Genomic DNA, 20,484 nt, shown 5'->3' on the forward strand with positions numbered 1-20,484 from the left:
AATAAGTTCCTGCGCATCTACTACGGGCGCGTAAATGAGTATTTGGCAAGCCTTTCCAAAGAACAAGAATAGCATTTCACTACCGTCCCTTTGGTCGGCGCTCCTGCGGCGACCTATTTGTGTTGCTCAAATTCCACTTGCCACAACTCCTCATCTTTTTTCATCTAAGGGCTTGACTTTTTATTTGCAGGCTTTACGTATAGAATTTGTATCTGATGGTCAGAACAGGAGGTCTTTATGAGGAACAAGATGCAAAAACTCATCGGCGGTCTTTGTGCGGCGGCTTGGATTGCCTCTCTGCCGCTGATCGCACACGCGGATGCTGTCATTCTGCACACGAACGACGTGCATTGCGGTGTCGCAAAGAACATCCATATCGCTGCTGTCACGCAGTACAAGCACGACTTGCAGAAGGAGAATCCAGAGGTCATCCTCGTCGATGCGGGCGATGCGGTGCAGGGAGAGCCGCTCGGCAGTCTCTCGCGCGGCGCGGCACTCATTCGCATCATGAACCGTGCCGACTACGATTTCGCCATCCCCGGCAACCACGAGTACGATTTTGGCATGGATCGCTTCCTGGAGCTTGCATCGCAGCTCAAGTGCGGCTACTATAGCTGCAATTTCATCGACAAGAGGACGAATCAGCCTGTATTCAAGACACATAAGATCGTCACGCTCGACGGCAAAAGAATCGCATTGATTGGCGTGACGACACCGGAAACGATTGTCTCGTCGTCGCCGAAGGAGTTTCAGGATGAGAATGGCAAGTTCGTCTACAGCTTCCTCGAAGATGAGGACGGCTCGAAACTCTATGAGGGGATTCAGAAGACGGTCGATGAAGCGCGCGCGGAGGGAGCCCAGTACGTCATGCTCGTCGCCCATCTGGGCACGACGGGCGCCGTTCCCGTTTGGTCGAGCGGCGCCGTGGCTGCGCATACGAGCGGCATCGACGTCATCATCGATGGACATTCGCATGAGCAGTATACGCGCCTCGACAAGAACAAGGACGGCAAGGACGTCCTCGTCGAGCAGACGGGCACGAAGCTTGCGAGCGTCGGCAAGATCACCATCCATGACGACGGCACGATCACGGGCGAACTCGTCAAGGGGCTGACGGCGGTCGATGCCGATGTCAAGCGGCTTGTCGATGAGGAACTCGCGCAGGTGGAGGAGCAGCTTGCCAAGCCTGTCGGCACGACGACCGTTGACCTCGTGACCGATGTTGACGGTGAATACCGCGTGCGCAGCGGCGAGACGAATCTCGGCGATTTTGTTGCAGATGCATTTCGCGCCTCGGTTCATGCTGATGTGGCGCTCGTCAATGGCGGCGGTTTTCGTGAGCCGATCTCGACAGGAAAAGTGACGTATAAGACGCTCGCAGCGCTGCTCCCCTTTACGAACAACCTTGTCGTCAGAAGTGTCACGGGGCAGCAGCTTCTCGATGCGCTCGAAATGGGGGCGGCAAAGTATCCCGAAGAATCCGGCGGTTTTTTCCATGTTTCAGGAATCACCTACACTATTGATGCGCGTGTGCCGTCTTCGGTGGTTCAAAATGAGCAGGGCGGTTTTGTTCGTGTCGATGGAGCTTATCGCGTCAAGGATGTCATGGTCGGCGGCGTGCCGCTCGACTTGACAGAGGATTATACGGTCGTCAGCAATTCCTACATCATGAGGAACGGCGGCAACGGCATGACGATGTTCGACGGCACGCCGCTGCTGCGCGACACGGCGTTTTCCGACATCGACGCGATTGCCGACTACGTCAAAGAACAGGGCGGCGTCGTCGGCGAGGGTTACGAGAATCCCGCCGGCGCGGGGCGCATCACAATCCTTGAGTGAAGAGGAAAGAATTTGCCGTTTTAGAAAACGTCGCTTTTCAAGGACTGCCGTACGGAATGTGCGGCAGTTTTCTTTCGTGTGCGGGCTTACGGAATCATTGATAAATTCAGTCCCCATCTTCACACATCTGGGCGACCTCATTTTATCAGCGCTTCCTTACCGGTGGCGCGGTGCGCTTCTCTGTGATATACTATAGGAATCGTTGCATTTATCCGTGCTTCCTATCGTGCAGGGAAGGGAAAGGGGCGTTGGTCTTGTCAGAAAAGCGAAGCGGCATGTGGTGCGGCGCAATTCTTTTCTTTCTGTGCGGCTTGTTCTTCTGCTGCTCCCATACGGCGTCGGCGGGCCGCGTGATCGACTTTCAGGGCGCAGGGAAGGCGCAGAGGGAGGCGGCGTCCAAAGAGGTGAAGCAGGAGAAAGCGCACGCATCTTCGCAGGAGATTCGCGTGGGGCTGCTCCTCGGGCAGAAGAGCGTGCTCATCTCGTCGGATGCCGGATTTTCCATCGTCGAAGACGGAAGCGGCAAGGTGCTGACGACGATCGCGCCGAATGCCGCCATCAAGCTGGAGGGTGGCGGGGCGGGAATCTTTCTCGATGGCAAGAGAATGTCGAGCGCATCCCTGCGCCTTGTGCCGCAGCGTGCCGAGGGCATCTTTCAAATCGGCGCCGGGCATTATCGCGGCAGTTTCTTCGTGCGCGTCGAGAGCAAGGGGCTTGACCTCATCGAGCAGCTTCCTCTTGACGACTATGTGAACGGCGTGCTCGCCGAGGAGATGCCCGCTTCGTGGCATATAGAAGCCTTGAAGGCGCAGGCGGTGGCGGCGCGAACCTATGCCCTTCGCAGCAAGGGACGCCATCGGTCGGAAGGTTACGACGTCTGCGCGACGACACATTGCCAAGTCTACGGCGGCGTCGATGCGGAAACGCCCGCGACGCGTGCGGCGGTCGCGCAGACGGCGAATCAGGTACTCCTTTACGCGGGAAAGCTGGCGGAAACGCTGTTTCACAGTGATTCGGGCGGCATGACGGAAAGCCGCGAGGCGCTTTGGGGCGCGGGTGTGCCGTATCTCGTGCCCGTCAAGGAGGAGGTGCAAAGGACAAGCCCGTGGCAGGTGATCTTGTCGGAAACGGATTTCCTCAGGAAGCTCGCCGTCGCAGGCAAGGAGGTGGGAAGCCTGAAGAAGATCGGGCTTTCCCCGCTCGTCATCGGCAGGGGCGACGCCTACCGCACGCCTTCGGGACGCGTTTCGCACATGACGATCGAAGGCTCGAAACGAATTGTGGAGCTGACGGGAAGCGAGATGCGCTCCCTCTTTGGACTCAAAAGCACGCTCTTCGACGTGAAGCGGGAAAAGGGGCAGATCGTGATCGCCGGTTTCGGCAGCGGTCATGGCCTGGGACTGTCACAGCATGGCGCAGAGAGGCTTGCGGGCCGCATGAAGTATGACGCCATTCTGGCACATTATTATCCGGGAACGAAGTTGGAGATTCAGCCGTGAGGAGAAGCGGAAAATATGCTGCTCAAGGATTTTGATTATGAACTGCCGGAGGAACGGATCGCGCAGAAGCCGATCGAGCCGCGCAACGCATCGCGGCTCATGGTGCTCGACCCGGTGGCGAAGACGATAGAGCACCGTCATTTCTACGACTTGGGCGAGTTCCTCGCGCCAGGCGACGCCTTGATTCTGAACGATACGCGCGTCCTTCCCGCGCGTCTCTATGGCAGGCGCGAGCCGACGGGCGCGCATATCGAGGTGTTTTTGCTGCGCCGCCTCGACAAGGATTCGTGGGAGACTTTGGTGCGCCCCGGTAAGAAGGCGCAGGTTGGACAGGTCATCCGCTTTTCCGACGAGCTTTGCGCTGAGGTCATGGCGCATACGGATTTCGGCGGGCGCATCGTGAAGTTCCGCTATGAAGGCGTATTCGAGGAAATCCTCGATCGCTTGGGAGAAACGCCTCTGCCTCCCTACATCCATGAGAGATTGGAGGACAAGGAGCGCTACCAGACGGTCTACTGCCGCGAGGAAGGTTCGGCGGCTGCGCCGACGGCGGGTTTGCACTTCACGAAGGAGCAGCTTGCCGAACTCAAGGCGCAGGGCGTCCATATCGGCTTCGTCACGCTCCACGTCGGACTCGGAACGTTCCGCCCCGTGAATGTGGAAAAGATCGAAGAGCACAAGATGCACAGCGAGTATTACCAACTGCCCGAGGAGACGGCGGAGCTGATTCGCCGCACGAAGGCGGCGGGCGGCCGCGTCATCGCCGTCGGCACGACGTCGATCCGCACGTTGGAATCGGCGGCTGAGGCACAAGGCGTCATTTCAGCGAAGAGCGGCTGGACGGACATCTTCATCTATCCGGGCTATCGCTTCAAGATCGTCGATGCCCTTGTGACGAACTTTCATCTGCCGAAGTCGACGCTGCTCATGCTCATCAGCGCTTTCGCGGGGCGTGAGTTCGTACTGCACGCCTACGAGGAAGCGGTGCGCGAAAAGTATCGCTTCTTCTCGTTCGGCGATGCGATGTTTTTAAGGAAACACGGATAAAATGAAGTTGCCCAGATTTGCACAGATGCGCTGCGTCTATCGAGGAGACAAACCGCAGGCGTAGCAGTGCTACGTCGAGGATTTGTCGACGATGAGAGGACAGCGTAGATGTGCGAAGATGGGCGGCTGAATTTATCTGTGGTTCCTGAACATGTCGCGCTGAAGGCAGCAAGAAAGAGGAGGCGGCTCTTTGACAGCCATTACCTATGAATTGATAAAGAAGGATGAGGCGACGGGAGCGCGCGCCGGCATTCTGCACACGCCGCACGGCAGTTTTCCGACGCCGATCTTCATGCCCGTGGGCACGCAGGCGTCCGTCAAGGGCGTCTCGCCTGACGAACTCAAGGATCTTGGTGCGGGTGTGATCCTATCCAATACGTATCACCTTTTTCTGCGCCCGGGCATGGAGCTCGTGCGAGAGGCGGGCGGACTTCATCGCTTCATGAACTGGGACGGCGCAATCCTGACGGACAGCGGCGGTTTCCAGGTATTCAGTCTCGGCGACTTGCGAAAGATCACCGAAGACGGCGTGACCTTCCGCTCGCATATCGACGGCTCGAAGAAATTCCTTTCGCCCGAAGTTTCGATGGAGGTGCAGATGGCGCTCGGCTCGGACATCGTCATGGCGTTCGACGAGTGCGTGCCTTATCCCGCCGACTACGAATATGCGAAGACTTCGACGGAGCGCACGACGCGCTGGGCCAAGCGCTGCAAGGATGCGATGACGAGCGAGAGTCAAGGGCTCTTCGGCATCGTGCAAGGCGGCATGTATAAGGATTTGCGCGAAAAGAGCGTGGCCGATCTCGCAGAGCTTGATTTTCCCGGCTATGCCGTCGGAGGTCTGAGCGTCGGCGAGCCGAAGGAACTCATGTACGAGATGCTCGAACTCACCGTGCATCTTCTGCCCGAAGACAAGCCACGCTATCTGATGGGCGTCGGCACGCCCGATTATCTCCTCGAAGGCGTCATGTACGGCATTGACATGTTTGACTGCGTATTTCCGACGCGCGTAGCACGAAACGGCATGGCGATGACGCATGAAGGCCGGCTCGTGATGAAGAATGCCGCTTACACGCGCGATTTTTCCGTCCTCGAAGAGGGCTGCGGCTGCTACGCCTGCCGAAACGGCTACACGCGCGCCTACATCCGACATCTCGTTCGCGCCGAGGAAATCTTCGGCCTGCGCCTCCTGACGCTGCATAATCTTTATTTCCTGCAGGCGTTTATGCGCGAGATGCGCGAGGCGATTCTCGCCGATGCGTTCAGCGATTTTCGCGCAAAATTCCTGCAAAACTGGAAACGATGAGGAAATTTCCTTTGCAATAAAGGGAAAAGGCGAGAAGTGTCGAAAGAAATGAATGGTATACGGTTAGACGTATGCGCGATTTTTGTTCTATCTTCGGGAGGAATATCATGGATGCAAATATGATGAATGCCCTTTATACATACGGCCCTTTGATCTTCATGGTGCTCGTCATCTACTTTTTGATCATCCGGCCGCAGCGCAAGGAGCAGAAGCGCCGCAAGGAGATGCTCGATGGACTCAGGCGCGGCAATCGTGTCGTGACGATTGGCGGCATTTACGGCACGCTGACCGAGGTGCACGATACGATGGTCAAGATGAAGATCGCCGAGCATGTGGAGATCGAGGTGTCGCGTGCGTCCATCCATGCGAATGTCACGGATGGCGGGGCGCAGGAGAAATCTTGACGCATGACATCCGAGGAGATTTTGCAGGCGAAGAAACGCTTGAGGCAAGAGGCCTTGAAGCGGCGCGGCAGCTTTTCAGAGCAGACGAACCGGGTGTTCAGCGAGGCCATAGAAGCGAGACTGATGTCGCTCGACGTCTGCCGCGAGGCTGGGACAGTCTTCGCCTTCGCCGCGATGTCGGACGAGGTGCAGCTCTACAGCTTTATGGAAAAGGCGCTGGCCGAGGGAAAGCGCGTTGCCGTGCCGCTTATCGTCGGCAAGGGCGTCATGGAGGCGGTGCGCGTGCGTGCGCTTTCCGACCTCGTGCCGGGAGCGTTTGACATCCCGACCGTGTGCGAAGAGCGGCGCGAGATCGTCGATCCAAAGAGCTTTGACTGCGTGCTCGTGCCGGGCGCGGCATTTTCGCGCGACGGTGCGCGGCTCGGTCTTGGTGCGGGCTTCTATGATCGCTTCTTGGGCGAGAAGGCGCCGCAGGCGCAGCGAATCGCCGTGGCATTTTCTTGTCAGATCATGGACGAGGTTCCCCGAGAGGCGCATGACGTCATGATGCACGCGATTGTTACGGAGAACGAAACTATACTTTGCAGGTGAGAAGCATTGATGAAGATAAAAGTGGGCATGGCGAAGATCAACAAGTATGCGATGCAGCATTGCGGTGATAGCTTCGACATCATTGAGCGGCCTTACGGCGGACTTTCCGCCGTCATCGCCGACGGGCAGGGGAACGGGCTAGCGGCGCATCATACGAGCAGCTGGGTCGTGAACAAGGCGGCTTCACTCATCGCTGACGGCGCCCGCGACGGCGCTGTCGCACGCGCCGTGCACGACTACCTCTACGCGATGAAGGACAAGAAGGTGTCGTGCACGCTGACGCTCCTGAGCGCCGATTTGGAATCGGAAACGGTCGTCATCAGCCGCAATTCCAACTGTCCGACGATTGTCAAGACGGACGAGTACCTGACGATCTACGATGACGAGGTCTCGCCGATCGGCGTCAACCGCCACATGAAGCCCCTCGTCTATGAACTGCCGTTCGCCCCGGGCATGATCGTCGTCTCTTTCACGGACGGCATCGCGCACGCGGGAAAGAAGTACGACGGCGCGTCGATGGATATGAAGAAGATCCTCGCCATCATCGAGGACAATGCGCCCGAGGACTGCGACTTCATCGCCAAGAGCATCTTGGAATACGCGCTCTCCTTGGACAAGGACAAGGCGGGAGACGATATGACGGTCGTCGTCATGGGCATAGCGGAAGCCACAGCCGATGCGCCGAAGATCGAGCAGCTTTCCGCTTCGTATCCGTTCTAGTAGCAGCCGTTTCAGTCGAATGAAGCCATTGCGCTTCCAAAGGAGAAAGCTATGCGAATTGCTGTTGTCGGCGTCTGTGCGTCGGGCAAGACGACGCTCGTGCAGGGCCTGAAGGATGCGGGCTTTGACGCATACAACGTGGCGCAGGAGCATTCGTGCATCCGCGCTTTTTGGAACAAGCACCGCCCCGACATCCTCGTGATGATCGATGCGACGCTTCCTGCAATCAAGAAGCGCCGCCGCGTCTCGTGGACGGAGGAGCGTCTTGCCGTGCAGCACGAGCGATTGCGCGACGCGCGGGAACATGCTGACCTCTATCTGCAGACGGACGATCTTTCGGCGGCGGAGGTCTTGGAGACGGTCGTCGCATTCCTGCGTGAAAAAGGGGCTTGAACCGTGTCTTTTGCGCCTTGCGCTTGAGTGCGGAAGAATAATATGTATCAGAGGAGATGGGAAGATTTGAGACAGGACGCTTTACTGAAGCTCATCGCGGTCATCGCGGTGATCGTCGGCGTTTTTTTCGCCTTCGTCTCGCCGTTGGCAAATTCCATACGCCAAGGCCTTGACCTGCAGGGCGGCACGCATGTCGTGCTCGAAGCGGTCGATACGCCGGAAGCGCAGGTCAACGACGATGCGATGCAGCGCGTCGTCAAAATCATGGAGAAGCGCGTCAACGAGCTTGGCCTGACCGAGCCGCTGATCCAGCGCCAAGGCGAGCGCCGCATCATCATCGAATTGCCGGGCATCAAGGATCCCGATTCTGCCATTAAGACGATCGGCAAGACGGCGATGCTCGAATTCAAGGACGAGGATGGAAATACCGTCATGACGGGCACGGACCTGAAGAACGCGCAGGACGCCCGCAACCAGCAGAATCAATATGTGGTCAACTTGGAGTTTTCCGACGAGGGCGCGAAGAAGTTCGCCGATCTGACAACGAAGAACGTCGGCCGCCGCATCGCCATCCTGCTCGACGGAGAAGTCTTGACGAACCCGAATGTGCGCGAGCCGATCACGGGCGGCAGGGCTGAGATCACGGGACAGGAGAGTCAGGAAGAGGCGCATCGCATCGCGATGCTTCTGAGAAGCGGCGCACTTCCTGTCAAGGTCAATATCATTGAGACGCGCACGGTCGGGCCGACGCTCGGACAGGACTCGAAGGACAAGAGCGAGTTCGCCTTTGTCATCGGCATTTCCGCCGTCCTCGTGTTCATGATCCTCTTCTATCGCCTTTCTGGTCTCATCGCTGATCTTAGCCTCATGGCCTACGTCATCCTGCTGCTCTTCCTCTTGAAGATGCTCGATGCGACCTTGACGCTGCCAGGCGTCGCGGGCATCATCCTGTCCATCGGCATGGCGGTCGATGCGAACGTGCTGATCTTCGAGCACTTCAAGGAAGAATTCCGCTTGGGCAAGACGCTGCGCCTTTCGATGGAAGCGGGCTTCAAGCGCGCTTTCACGACGATCTTCGATTCGAACATCACGACGATCATCGCGGCGCTCGTACTGTTCTTCTTCGGCACGGGAACGATCAAGGGCTTTGCCATCACGCTCGGACTCGGCGTCGTGCTCAGCATGCTGACGGCGATCACGCTCACGCAGTACATGCTGAAGCTCCTCATCGCCTCGAATATTTGCAAGAATCCTGCCGTCTACGGTGCGACGGGATTGACTGGCGGAAGCGGGGTGAAGAAAGATGCATAAGTTCGACATTGTAAAGCGCACGAAGATCTGGTTCATCCTCTCCCTGTGCGTCATTCTGCCTGGCATTTTCAGCATGTGCACGCAGGGCTTCAACCTCGGCATCGACTTCACGGGCGGCACGATCATCGAGCTGCGCTTCCAGAAGGAAGTGACCTTGGCGGATGTGCGCGGCGTCCTGCGCGAATACGGGCTCGACAACAGCACGATCCAGTTCTCGGGCGATACGGCGAATGCCGAAGCTGCGCCCACGGTCATGGTGCGAAGCGTTGACCTTGAGGAAGAGGAGCGCAAGGCCGTGATGGCGTCGCTCAAGCAGCAGCTCGGTGACTACGACGTGCTGCGCGAGGAGAAGGTCGGCGCGACGATGGGATCAGAGCTTATCATGAATGCCCTTTGGGCGCTTGCTCTCTCGTGGGTCATGATCGTGCTCTACGTCTCGTACCGCTTCGAGTTCAAGTTTGGCATTTCCTCCATCTTGGCCTTGGTTCACGATATCCTCATCGTCCTGAGCGTATTCTCCTTGACGCAGCGGCCGATTGATTCTTCGTTCGTCGCGGCGCTCCTGACGATTGTCGGCTACTCGATCAACGATACCATCGTCATCTTCGACCGCATCCGCGAGAATCTGAAGCTGCACTTTAGGCGCGGCGGCGACATCAACGAGCTTGTCAATACGAGCATTTATCAGACGCTGACGCGCTCGATTTACACGGTATGCACCGTGCTCTTCACGACGTTCGCGCTCTACTGGTTCGGCGGCGATACGACGAAGGACTTCTCGTTCGCCCTTCTCGTTGGTTTCTTTGCCGGATGCTATTCGTCCATCTTCATTGCAAGCCCCATCTGGGTCGTCCTGCGCAATTTCTCGGAGAAGCGCCGCAGGGCGGGCAGTGCGGCTGCAGCGAAGTGACCGTTGTTCATAATTTGCGCGCGGAACGCCAAGCTGATGAAAGGGCTGTGCACAGGTCGAAGGGTCTGTGCAGCAGCCCCTTTTATGTAGGTTGCTCCATCAGCGACAGATAGGAGGAGAACAATGGAGAAAGAATGGTCGCTCTTGCCTGATACATCGGCGAGAGCTGTGGAATTTTCCCAGCGCATCGGCACGACGCCCTTCACGGCGGCGCTTCTTCTGCATCGCGGCATCACATCGGACGAAGAGGCGCGAGCGTTCCTTCATCCGGAAAAGCAGCCGTTTCACGATCCGTTCTTGATGAGGGATATGGAAAAGGCTGTCTCGCGCATCGAGCAGGCGATCCAAGCGCAGGAGCGCATCGTCGTCTATGGCGATTACGACGTCGACGGCATCACGGCGACCTCGCTTCTCTGCCGCAATCTGCGTCAGCTCGGCGCGAATGCAGGCTACTTCATTCCGCATCGTCAAAAGGACGGCTACGGGCTGCACAAGGAAACGCTTGATGAGATCATCGCTGGGGGCGCCGGGCTCATCGTCACGGTGGACTGCGGCATCTCCGCCGTCGAGGAGGCGGCAGCGGCAAAAGACAAGGTCGATCTCATCATCACCGATCACCATCTGCCGGGCCAGGAATTGCCCAAAGCCCTCGCCGTCATCGATCCGCATCGTGCAGACTGCGCATATCCCGACAAGAACATCGCGGGCGTGGGCGTGGCGTTCAAGCTCTGCCAGGCGCTTTGGCAGAAAATGCGCGGCAAATCCTTCACGGGCGATCTTGACATCGTCGCCCTGGGCACGGTCGCCGACGTCGTGCCGCTCCTCGGAGAGAATCGGAAGATCGTGCAGCAAGGTCTGCGCGTCTTGAAGAAATCGAAGCGCCCGGGTATTCAGGCGCTTCTCGCTGTGACGGAACTCCAAGAGAAGGAGATCACAGCCGGACATATCGGCTTCGTGCTCGCGCCGCGGCTCAATGCGGCGGGACGCCTGGCGTCCGCTCTGCGCGGCGTCGAATTGCTCCTGACGGAGGACGGAGAGGAAGCGCAGGCGATTGCGGAGGAGCTTGACGCGGCGAATCGCGAGCGTCAGGCCGTGGAGCAGGAGATCCTGCAGGCGGCAGAAAAACAGATCGAGGAGATTGACGTCAAGCAAGCGCATGTGCTCGTGCTTCATGGAGAAGGCTGGCATCCCGGTGTCATCGGCATCGTGGCCTCACGTATCGTCGAGCGCTATTACCGTCCGACGGTCATCATCGCGGAAGAAGACGGCGTCGGCAAGGGTTCGTGCCGCAGCATACGCGGCTTCCACATGTTTGAAGCTCTTTCGGCCTGCAAGGAGCATCTTCTGGGCTTTGGCGGCCACGCGCAGGCGGCGGGGCTTTCGCTTCGCTCGGCGGACATCGCCTCTTTCCGTGAGGCTCTGGAGGCTTATGCGGCAAAGGTGCTGACGGAAGAGGATTTCGTGCCGATTCTCGACATCGAGCTGGAACTTGCACCCGAAAAGATTACGGAGCAGCTGATGACGGAGATCAAGCTTCTGGAGCCGTACGGCATGGGAAATCCCAAGCCGCTCTTTTCGACGCACGGCGTTCGCGGCAGTTATGCGCGGCAGATCGGCAAGGAGGGGCAGCATCTGAAGTTTGAGCTTGACGGCTTGGACGCGAGCATCGACGTTTTGGCTTGGGGCAAGGGCGAGGAGGCGCCGTTCGTCAATCGCGAGCGCATCGACATTGCGTATTTTCCCGAATACCATGTGTGGCGCGAGAAGCGCTCTCTGCAGCTCATGCTTGAAGATTTTCGTCCGGCACGCGCCGAGGCGAAGCATCCCGACCGTGACGCGCTGGCCTCGGTCTATCGCTTCCTGCTCGTACGTCAAAGAGCGGGCGAAGGTCTGCCGGCAGATGCGGAAAAGCTTCTGGCAGAGTATCTGCTTCATTTCCCTGCCATGGGAATCTTCACGTTTCAAAAGGCGCTGCAGATTTTCGAAGAACTCAGCGTCCTGCTGCCTGACGACGGACAATATGCGTTCTGCCCGCCGCAAGAGAAGCTCGACTTGCAGAAGTCGCGCATCTTCCGTGAAGGGAATCCGCTGTAAGATATCGCTCTTTGTTCAAGCCTTGCGCGATGGTGTATAATGTATAATATGAGATTAGAGTGGGCGAGCATGGATCGCTGCCCGTAGAATGCCGAGGAAAGCCGGGTGGAGTGCAATGAGTGAAATGAGTCCCGTGACGATCGATATGATCTTGGAAGCGGTCAAGAGCTATCAGCCGAATGCGGACACCGACCTCATCCGAAGGGCGTACGAACTTGCGGACGCCGCACACAAGGGACAGAAGCGCGTTTCGGGTGAAGACTACATCATCCATCCGCTGGCCGTCGCGAAGATTTTGACGGATCTGCAGATCGACGACATCACGATCAGTGCGGCCATCCTGCATGATGTCGTGGAAGATACGACGCATACGCTCGATGAAATGCGCGAGCTCTTCGGCGATGAGGTCGCAATGCTCATCGACGGCGTGACGAAGCTCGGCAGGATCCAATATAAGTCGAAGGAAGAGCAGCAGCTTGAAAGCTATCGCAAGATGTTTCTCGCGATGGCGAAGGACATCCGCGTCATCATGATCAAGCTCGCCGACCGTCTGCACAACATGCGCACGCTCAAGTACATGCGCGAGGACAAGCAGAAGCGCATCGCGCGGGAGACCATCGAGATCTACGCGCCGCTCGCGAACCGCCTCGGCATATCGAATGTCAAGTGGGAGCTTGAGGATCTATGCCTGCGCTATCTCGATCCCAAGGCATACTACGATCTCGTCGAGAGCGTCAAGCAGAAGCGCCAGGAGCGTCAGGCATTCATCGACGAGGCGCACGAGCAAATCGTGGAAAAGCTTGAAGAGGCGCATATAACGGCAGAAATCCGGGGTCGTGCCAAGCATTTCTACAGCATCTACAAGAAGATGAAGCGCGATCAGAAGGACATCAGCGAGATCTACGACCTTTCCGCTCTGCGCGTGCTCGTCGACTCCGTCAAGGACTGCTACGGCGTGCTCGGCATCATTCATGCGATGTGGAAGCCGCTGCCCGGCCGCTTCAAGGACTACATTGCCATGCCGAAGTCGAACGGCTACCAGTCCCTGCACACGACCGTGATCTGCCGCGGCTATCCGCTTGAGATTCAGATCCGCACGTTTGCCATGCACAAGGTTTCGGAGTACGGTGTTGCCGCGCATTGGAAGTACAAGGAAGCGGGAAAGAGCGTCGGCGCGACGTGCGAGTACGATCAGAAAATGTCGTGGCTGCGTCAGATGGTCAGCCTGCAGCATGAACTGGACGATCCGCGCGAATACTTCGAGGCTTTGAAGGTCGACGTTTTTTCCGACGAGGTCTTCGTCTTCACTCCTAAGGGCGATGTCGTCGATCTGCCCAAAGGATCGATTCCCATAGATTTCGCCTACCGCATCCATACGGAAGTCGGGCATCACTGCGTGGGCGCTAAGGTCAACGGCAAGATTGTGCCGTTGGAGTACAAGCTAAAGAACGGCGACATCGTTTCCATCATCACGAACAAGTCGAACAGTGGGCCGAGCCGTGACTGGCTCAACATCGTCGCGTCCTCGGAGACGCGCACGAAGATACGCTCGTGGTTCAAGAAGCAGCGTAAGGAAGAAAATATCGCGCGCGGCATGGACTTGATGGAGAAGGAGGCCAAGCATCTTGGCTATGCGCCGAAAGAGGTGCTGAAGCCCAAGCGCCTGGAACTTTTGGCGAAGAAGCTCAACATTCCGCAGGTGAACGACCTTCTCGCCGCCATCGGTTACGGCGGCATAACGGTCAACAGCATCCTCTCGAAGCTCATTGAGATGCACAAACAGGATCTGCAGAAGGCGACGACGCCCGATATTTCCCAAATGCTCAGCGAACTAAAGCAGCCGCTGAAGAACCGCAAGAAGAAGGCGAGCCACGGCATTCTCGTGGAAGGGGAGGGCGGCTTCCTCGTGCGTCTGGCACGCTGCTGCAATCCGATTCCGGGCGATCCAATCACGGGCTACATCACGCGAGGGCGCGGCGTTTCCGTGCATCGTTCGGATTGCCCAAATCTCTTGAACGATATGGATTTCTCGCGCGTCATCGAGGTCAACTGGGATGTCGGTCTTGACAAGGTGTATACGGTGCAGATTGAGGTTGTCTGCAACGATAAGACAGGAATGCTCGCAGAACTTTTCGCCTTGCCAGCTGAGATGAAGGTCAACATCACTTCGCTCACGGCGAAGGCGAATAAGTCGAACAAGACATCGCTCGTCACGATGGGGCTTGATGTGCGAAACTCGCAGCAGGTGGCGCAGATCATGACGAAGATTCGCCGCATGAAGGATGTCTATAGCGTATCGCGCTCTCTGGGCACGTCAGCAAGGGATGATGAATTATGAGTTTGAACATGAAGGCGCTCGTGGTAGGGGCGCTTGGCGTCAACTGCTATATTTTGCATGAAGAAGGAAGTAAAGAGGCGATAGCAATCGACCCGGGTGGCAGCGAAGAAACTATATGGCAGTATATCCAAGAAGATGGGCTGAACCTCAAGGCGATTCTCAACACGCATGCTCATGCCGACCATATTGGCGCCATCGACTTTCTGCGCGAGAAAACGGGTGCTAAGCTTTATATCCATGAGGCTGATGCGCCGATGCTCCTCGATGCGCGGAAGAACTTGTCCGCCTTTATGGGCGTGCCGATCATGACGCGCCCCGCCGATACTCTTTTGAAAGGCGGCGAGGTCTTGGAGATCGGCGGCATGAAGTTCACCGTGCTTCATACGCCCGGACATTCCCCGGGCGGCGTCTGCTACCTCATGGAGGATCGCGTTTTCAGCGGCGACACGTTGTTTGCTGAATCCGTCGGCAGGACGGATTTTCCCGGTGCTTCCTCCCAAGATCTCCTAACTTCCATTAAAGAAAAGCTCATAACTCTGCCCGACGAGCTTGTTGTATACTGCGGGCACGGTCCTGCGACGACGATCGGGCATGAGAGAAAGTGCAATCCCTATATCAATGGCTTTGGTTTCATGTAGAATCAAGAGGCATGAGGCGTCTTGCTGCCGAATTTTGCTTCTCATTAATTCCTGTTCTTTTAGGGTCTGATTTTATTTTACAACGAATCTTTCCTGCGAAGTTTGAACTGCTTGAATAAATGTTTGTATTCTTTGATACTTTTTGCTACAATAGCTTATAAAGACTTTGAATTGACAGATACTTTCAATGTCTGCTCATTTTGTTTACTATGAAAATCCAAGAGGTCAAGCCCAAAGGGCGCAGAGCAATTGGATTTTTCATTAAGGACGACGCACAATGTCCACTTTGTGGACATTGTGCGTGTAGTTTGCAACAAATCGTAAAGGAGTATGGTCATGGCTAAAATAACAATGGAGGATCTGAGGAAGAGGCTGCAGGAACGTCAGCATAAGATGACGCCGCAGCGGCAGATTGTTCTGCAGGTTTTCATGGATCGTCCTGGTCAGCATATCAGCGCGGAGGACGTGCACATGATCTTGCGCGCCAATCATTCGGAAATTGGCTTGGCTACTGTCTATCGTAGTTTGGAGCTTCTCGTCGAGCTGGGGCTTCTGCAGAAGATGGAATTCGGCGACGGCTGCAGCCGCTACGAGATCTCGGATCTCAATCCCGGCGAGCATCAGCATCATCACTTGATTTGCCTGAGCTGCGGTAAGGTCACGGAGTTTTCTGAGGATCTTCTGGAGAATCTTGAGAAGAAGGTTGCCGATGAATGCGACTTCCAGATCGAGGATCATCAAGTCAAGCTGTTCGGTTACTGCAAGGAGTGCCGCAAGCATTGATTGTTCGACGTTTCTTGCTCGACCGAAAAGAGGAGGTCATCGTCAAGCTCGTGCGCGAGCTTTTGGAACTCTTCAAGATCCGAGTGTTGGAGCTTGAAGAGGAGTGCGGCGAGGAACAGGCGGATTTTGCCGTATTGTCCGTGCGGCATGAGATTGCCATGGATCCTGTGCCTGCAGTTCATACAGAACTTCTTGCTGTAGAGGAGACGGGGGAGGAACGGCGCTTTTCTATAGAGGGCGCCGCAAGGCAGGGCGAAAAGGCGATGGCGGCTGTCCATCGCCTCGTCAAGCTCAACCTCTACCGTCTCTTTCGTACGCATTTCGATATGCCTGCGGCGGCATGGGGTATTCTGCACGGCGTCCGCCCGACGAAGATCGTGCATCGCTTCATCGAAGCGGGACTTTCGCGCGAGGAGATCGTCGCGCGCCTTTTGGAGGACTACGAGGTTTCTTTGGAGAAGGCTTCGTACATGACGGCGATGGCGTTTCGCCAGAAACCGTTCCTGCAGACGTCGGACGAGCGGACGATCAGCGTCTACGTCGGCATACCGTTCTGTCGCTCGCGCTGCCTTTACTGCTCGTTTCCCGCCTACATCCTGCCGAATGATGAGCAGCTCAGCGATTTTTTTGCCGCATGGGACAAGGATCTCGCGGCGGCGAAGCGTGAGATCGAGCGTCATCGCCTGAAGGTGCAGAGTATCTATATCGGCGGCGGTACGCCGACGAGTCTCAGCAATGCCGATTTCGAACGTATGCTTTCCCTCGTCGAGGGAGCTTTCTATGGCGAGCATACGGGCGAATTTACGGTGGAGGCGGGGCGTCCCGATACGATGACGCCAGAAAAGGCGCTTTCAATGAAGAAGCATCGTGTGAGCCGCGTCAGCGTGAATCCGCAGACGATGCAGCAGCGCACATTGGAGCGCATCGGCAGGGCGCATACGCCCGAAGACATCGTCCGCATGTTCCGCCTGCTGCGCGAGACGGGCGATTTTTCCATCAACATGGACGTCATCCTCGGCTTGCCGGGGGAGACGTGCTCGGACGTTGCCGATACGATGGCGAAGGTTCTCGCGCTCGCTCCCGACGACGTGACACTTCACTCGCTCGCCTTGAAGCGCGGCTCGAAGCTCAAGATGCACTTGGAAGAATATGAGCTTCCAAATGATGCCGAGGTGCAGGCGATGTTTCGGACGGCGATGGATCAGGTGCAGGACGAGGGCTTTTTGCCGTACTATCTCTATCGGCAGGGCTATATGAGCGGGCAGATGGAAAATGTCGGCTGTGCGCGTCCGGGCGCTGAGAGCATGTACAATATGCAGATCATGGACGAGCATCAGACGATCCTAGGCATCGGCTGCGCCGCGACGAGCAAGATCATGAATTTCCGCACGAAGAGGCTCAAGGCGTCGTTCAACGCCAAGGATTTTCATACTTATGTGCGCGATATCGACGATTATATCGCGAAGCGAGCCGCTCTTTTAGCGGAGGCTTACGGAGACGAGGGGGAGGAAGAAACGTGTTGATCAACGGACCGCGCGGCACGAAGGATATTTTGCCTGATACGGTCGCACAATGGACGCATGTGGAGAAGGTGATCCGCGAGCTATGTGCGCGATACGGTTACCATGAAATCCGCACGCCGATTTTCGAGCATACGGAGCTTTTCCTGCGCGGCATCGGCGAGACGACCGACGTCGTGGAAAAGGAGATGTACACGTTCACCGATCGAGGCGAGCGCAGCCTTACGCTGCGGCCCGAAAATACGGCTTCTGTCGTGCGCTCGTACCTGCAGAACAAGCTCTATGCGGCGGACGCTCTCGTGAAGCTCTTCTACATCGGCTCGATGTTTCGCTATGATCGTCCGCAGGCGGGACGCTACCGCGAGTTCCACCAGTTCGGCGTGGAGGCTTTGGGCGAGGCAAGTTCTGCAGTCGATGCGGAAATCATCGTGCTTGCCGTCGAATTCTTGCGCGCTCTCGGCTTGCAGGAGCTAAAACTGCATCTTAATTCCGTCGGCTGTCCCAAGTGTCGTCCCGTCTATCGCGAGAAACTGCAGGAGTTCTTCCGCCCGCATCTCGAAGAGCTTTGCACGGACTGCCGCTCGCGTTTCGAGCGCAATCCGCTGCGCCTCCTCGACTGCAAGAACGAGCATTGCCATGCACTCGCTGAGGACGCGCCGCGCATCACGGACTGCCTTTGCGACGAGTGCCGCACGCATTTCGCTGAGGTGCAGTCGTATCTTACGGCGGCAGGTGTTCCCTTCGAGCTTGATGCGAATCTCGTGCGCGGCCTCGACTACTATACGAAGACGGCTTTCGAGGTCAAGTACACGCCGCTCGGTGCGCAGAGCGCCGTGGCGGGCGGCGGGCGCTACGACGGACTCGTCGAGGAGGTCGGCGGACCGTCGACGCCCGGGATCGGCTTTGCCGTGGGGCTTGAGCGTGTGCTGCTCGCGCTCGAAAAACAGGGGCTTTTGCCCGAGGAGCGAGAAGCGGTCGACGTCTTCGTCGTCGCCTTGGGCGAGGAGGCGAGGATTCCTGCCTTCAAGCTTCTGCACGAGCTTCGCGCGGCGAAACTCTCCGCTGCCATGGACTTCGCAGGGCGCAGCATGAAGGCGCAGATGAAGCAGGCAAACAAGAAGAACGCCCGCTTCGTGGCGATCTTAGGGGAAGATGAGGTCAAGGAGGCTTCTGCCCTCTTGAAGGATATGAAGACGAGCGAGCAGAAGAAGCTCGCTTTGAAGGATTTTGTTCCTGCATTATGTGTTGAGGTGAAGAATTGATGGAAACATTGGAAGGCATGAAGAGGACGCGCCATTGCGGCGAGCTGCGTGAGGGTGATGTCGGCGCCGAGGTCGTGCTCTCGGGCTGGGTATCGAGGAGAAGGGATCACGGCGGTCTGATCTTTGTTGATATGCGTGACCGTTCGGGGTTTGTGCAGGTCGTCTACGATGAGGCGGCGATGGGCAAGGACGCGTTCCACAAGGCGGAAACCCTGCGCAACGAGTTCGTCATCGGCGTGCGCGGCAAGGTGCGCGCGCGCTCGGAGGATACGGTCAATCCGCATATCGAGACGGGCAAGATCGAGGTCGTCTGTGAGGAGCTGCGCATCCTGAATACGGCGAAGACGCCGCCCTTCTACATCCAGGACAACATCGACGTCGACGAAACGCTGCGCCTCAAGTATCGCTATCTTGACCTGCGCCGCCCCGAGATGCAGGCGAACCTCATGCTGCGCCACCGCGTGACGAAGATCATGCGCGACTTCCTCGATCGTCATGAATTCATCGAGATCGAGACGCCGATGCTCTGCAAGAGCACGCCCGAGGGCGCACGCGACTTCCTTGTGCCGAGCCGTCTGAATCCCGGCAAGTTCTACGCACTGCCGCAGTCGCCGCAGATCTTCAAGCAGATTCTCATGGTCGCAGGCTTCGAGAAGTATTTCCAGATCGTGCGCTGTTTCCGCGATGAAGATCTGCGTGCCGACCGTCAGCCTGAGTTCACGCAGCTCGATATCGAGACGTCCTTCCTTGACGAGAACGACATCTTGGAGCTGATGGAAGGCCTCGTCGCGGAGCTTTTCGACAAGACGCTCGGCATCAAGCTCGAAACCCCGTTTTTGCGCATGAAGTGGGATGAGGCGATGGAGCGATTCGGCTCGGACAAGCCCGATCTTCGCTTCGGCATGGAGCTCATGGACATCTCGGAGTACGTCAAGGGTTCGGACTTCAAAGTCTTCTCCTCTGTCCTCGAAAACGGCGGACAGGTCAAGGTCATCAATGTCGAGGACTATGCGAATATCCCGCGCCGCGAGCTGGACGGTCTCGTGCAGTATGTGCAGGGCTACGGCGCGAAGGGGCTCGCGTGGATTCAGTACACGGAAGAGGGCGTGAAGTCGCCGTTCAAGAAGTTCTACGCCGATGAGGTCTTCGAGAAGATCAAGGAAGCCTGCCATGCCAAGACGGGCGATCTCCTGCTCGTCATCGCGGACAAGCCGCTCGTCGTCGCACAGGCGCTCGGCGAACTGCGCCTTGAGATGGCGAGCCGCCGCGGCCTCATCGATGCCGATGCGCTGAAATTCCTCTGGGTCACGGACTTCCCGATGTTTGAATACAACGAGGAAGAGAAGCGCTGGAAGGCCATGCACCATCCGTTCACGGCGCCGCGTCGCGAGGATGTCGAGTACTTGATGTCCGACCCCGGAAGGGTCAAGGCGAACGCTTACGACATGGTTCTGAACGGCGTCGAGATCGGCGGCGGCAGCCTGCGCATCTATCAGGGAGACTTGCAGGAGAAGGTCTTCGAGGCCATCGGGCTCACGCAGGAAGAGGCGCGTCAGAAGTTCGGCTTCATGATGGACGCCTTCGAGTACGGCACACCGCCGCACGGCGGCATCGCTTTCGGTCTCGATCGCCTCGTCATGCTCATGGCGAAGCGCCGCTCGATCCGCGACGTCATCGCGTTCCCCAAGACGCAGAGCGCTTCGGACGTGATGTCGCACGCGCCGTCCGAGGTCGACGCCAAGCAGCTGCGCGAGCTTTATGTGCGCTCGACGGCGGTCAAGAAGGAAGAGAAGAAGTAGGCAGTCAGCCGCAAGATATAAAAAATCCCC

At 57.4% G+C, this 20,484-nt stretch carries 17 protein-coding genes; all 17 read left to right on the forward strand.

Going from position 1 to position 20,484, the window contains the following annotated elements:
* Nucleotides 1–237: 237 nt before the first annotated feature.
* The 17 genes from HMPREF1153_RS01545 (at nt 238) to aspS (ending at nt 20,454) form a co-directional block, all read left to right on the forward strand.
* Complete coding sequence (locus tag HMPREF1153_RS01545; RefSeq protein WP_009645178.1) at nt 238–1,839, forward strand: bifunctional metallophosphatase/5'-nucleotidase; 1,602 nt, start codon at nt 238–240, stop codon at nt 1,837–1,839.
* Nucleotides 1,840–2,093: 254 nt separating this feature from the next.
* Nucleotides 2,094–3,338, forward strand: coding sequence for a SpoIID/LytB domain-containing protein (locus tag HMPREF1153_RS01550; RefSeq protein ID WP_232208158.1), 1,245 nt, complete (start codon nt 2,094–2,096; stop codon nt 3,336–3,338).
* Between the two features lie 15 nt (nt 3,339–3,353).
* Entirely contained in the window at nt 3,354–4,385 is a 1,032-nt protein-coding gene (queA, locus tag HMPREF1153_RS01555; protein ID WP_009645165.1) for a tRNA preQ1(34) S-adenosylmethionine ribosyltransferase-isomerase QueA, read from the forward strand.
* A 190-nt stretch (nt 4,386–4,575) separates the two neighbouring features.
* Nucleotides 4,576–5,691 carry a tRNA guanosine(34) transglycosylase Tgt gene (gene tgt / locus HMPREF1153_RS01560; RefSeq protein WP_009645177.1) on the forward strand — a complete coding sequence of 372 codons (1,116 nt, stop codon included), beginning with the start codon at nt 4,576–4,578 and terminating at the stop codon, nt 5,689–5,691.
* 107 nt (nt 5,692–5,798) lie between these two features.
* A complete protein-coding gene (gene yajC / locus HMPREF1153_RS01565) occupies nt 5,799–6,095 on the forward strand; it encodes a preprotein translocase subunit YajC (protein WP_009645216.1) in 297 nt (98 codons plus the stop codon).
* Nucleotides 6,096–6,098: 3 nt separating this feature from the next.
* Nucleotides 6,099–6,686: a 5-formyltetrahydrofolate cyclo-ligase gene (locus HMPREF1153_RS01570; RefSeq protein ID WP_009645222.1), complete on the forward strand. Its 588-nt coding sequence runs from the start codon at nt 6,099–6,101 to the stop codon at nt 6,684–6,686.
* A 9-nt stretch (nt 6,687–6,695) separates the two neighbouring features.
* A complete protein-coding gene (locus HMPREF1153_RS01575; RefSeq protein ID WP_006192978.1) occupies nt 6,696–7,406 on the forward strand; it encodes a PP2C family protein-serine/threonine phosphatase in 711 nt (236 codons plus the stop codon).
* 51 nt (nt 7,407–7,457) lie between these two features.
* Entirely contained in the window at nt 7,458–7,799 is a 342-nt protein-coding gene (locus HMPREF1153_RS01580) for a hypothetical protein (protein ID WP_009645212.1), read from the forward strand.
* Between the two features lie 42 nt (nt 7,800–7,841).
* Complete coding sequence (gene secD / locus HMPREF1153_RS01585) at nt 7,842–9,110, forward strand: protein translocase subunit SecD (RefSeq protein ID WP_009645228.1); 1,269 nt, start codon at nt 7,842–7,844, stop codon at nt 9,108–9,110.
* Nucleotides 9,103–10,020 carry a protein translocase subunit SecF gene (secF, locus tag HMPREF1153_RS01590; RefSeq protein WP_009645203.1) on the forward strand — a complete coding sequence of 306 codons (918 nt, stop codon included), beginning with the start codon at nt 9,103–9,105 and terminating at the stop codon, nt 10,018–10,020. The genes secD and secF overlap by 8 nt, the downstream gene beginning before the upstream one ends.
* 123 nt (nt 10,021–10,143) lie before the next feature.
* Nucleotides 10,144–12,114, forward strand: coding sequence for a single-stranded-DNA-specific exonuclease RecJ (gene recJ, locus HMPREF1153_RS01595; protein WP_009645208.1), 1,971 nt, complete (start codon nt 10,144–10,146; stop codon nt 12,112–12,114).
* A 115-nt stretch (nt 12,115–12,229) separates the two neighbouring features.
* Entirely contained in the window at nt 12,230–14,452 is a 2,223-nt protein-coding gene (locus HMPREF1153_RS01600) for a RelA/SpoT family protein (protein ID WP_009645193.1), read from the forward strand.
* Nucleotides 14,449–15,090: an MBL fold metallo-hydrolase gene (locus tag HMPREF1153_RS01605; RefSeq protein WP_009645186.1), complete on the forward strand. Its 642-nt coding sequence runs from the start codon at nt 14,449–14,451 to the stop codon at nt 15,088–15,090. The genes HMPREF1153_RS01600 and HMPREF1153_RS01605 overlap by 4 nt, the downstream gene beginning before the upstream one ends.
* 336 nt (nt 15,091–15,426) lie before the next feature.
* Complete coding sequence (locus HMPREF1153_RS01610) at nt 15,427–15,873, forward strand: Fur family transcriptional regulator (protein ID WP_006192969.1); 447 nt, start codon at nt 15,427–15,429, stop codon at nt 15,871–15,873.
* Nucleotides 15,870–17,396 carry a coproporphyrinogen dehydrogenase HemZ gene (hemZ, locus tag HMPREF1153_RS01615; protein ID WP_009645199.1) on the forward strand — a complete coding sequence of 509 codons (1,527 nt, stop codon included), beginning with the start codon at nt 15,870–15,872 and terminating at the stop codon, nt 17,394–17,396. Before HMPREF1153_RS01610 ends, hemZ begins: the two co-directional genes overlap by 4 nt.
* Nucleotides 17,390–18,655: a histidine--tRNA ligase gene (hisS, locus tag HMPREF1153_RS01620; protein WP_037369461.1), complete on the forward strand. Its 1,266-nt coding sequence runs from the start codon at nt 17,390–17,392 to the stop codon at nt 18,653–18,655. Before hemZ ends, hisS begins: the two co-directional genes overlap by 7 nt.
* A complete protein-coding gene (aspS, locus tag HMPREF1153_RS01625) occupies nt 18,655–20,454 on the forward strand; it encodes an aspartate--tRNA ligase (protein WP_009645179.1) in 1,800 nt (599 codons plus the stop codon). Before hisS ends, aspS begins: the two co-directional genes overlap by 1 nt.
* Nucleotides 20,455–20,484: the final 30 nt, after the last annotated feature.

This window comes from Selenomonas sp. CM52 (assembly GCF_000292955.1).
Taxonomy (GTDB): domain Bacteria; phylum Bacillota; class Negativicutes; order Selenomonadales; family Selenomonadaceae; genus Selenomonas.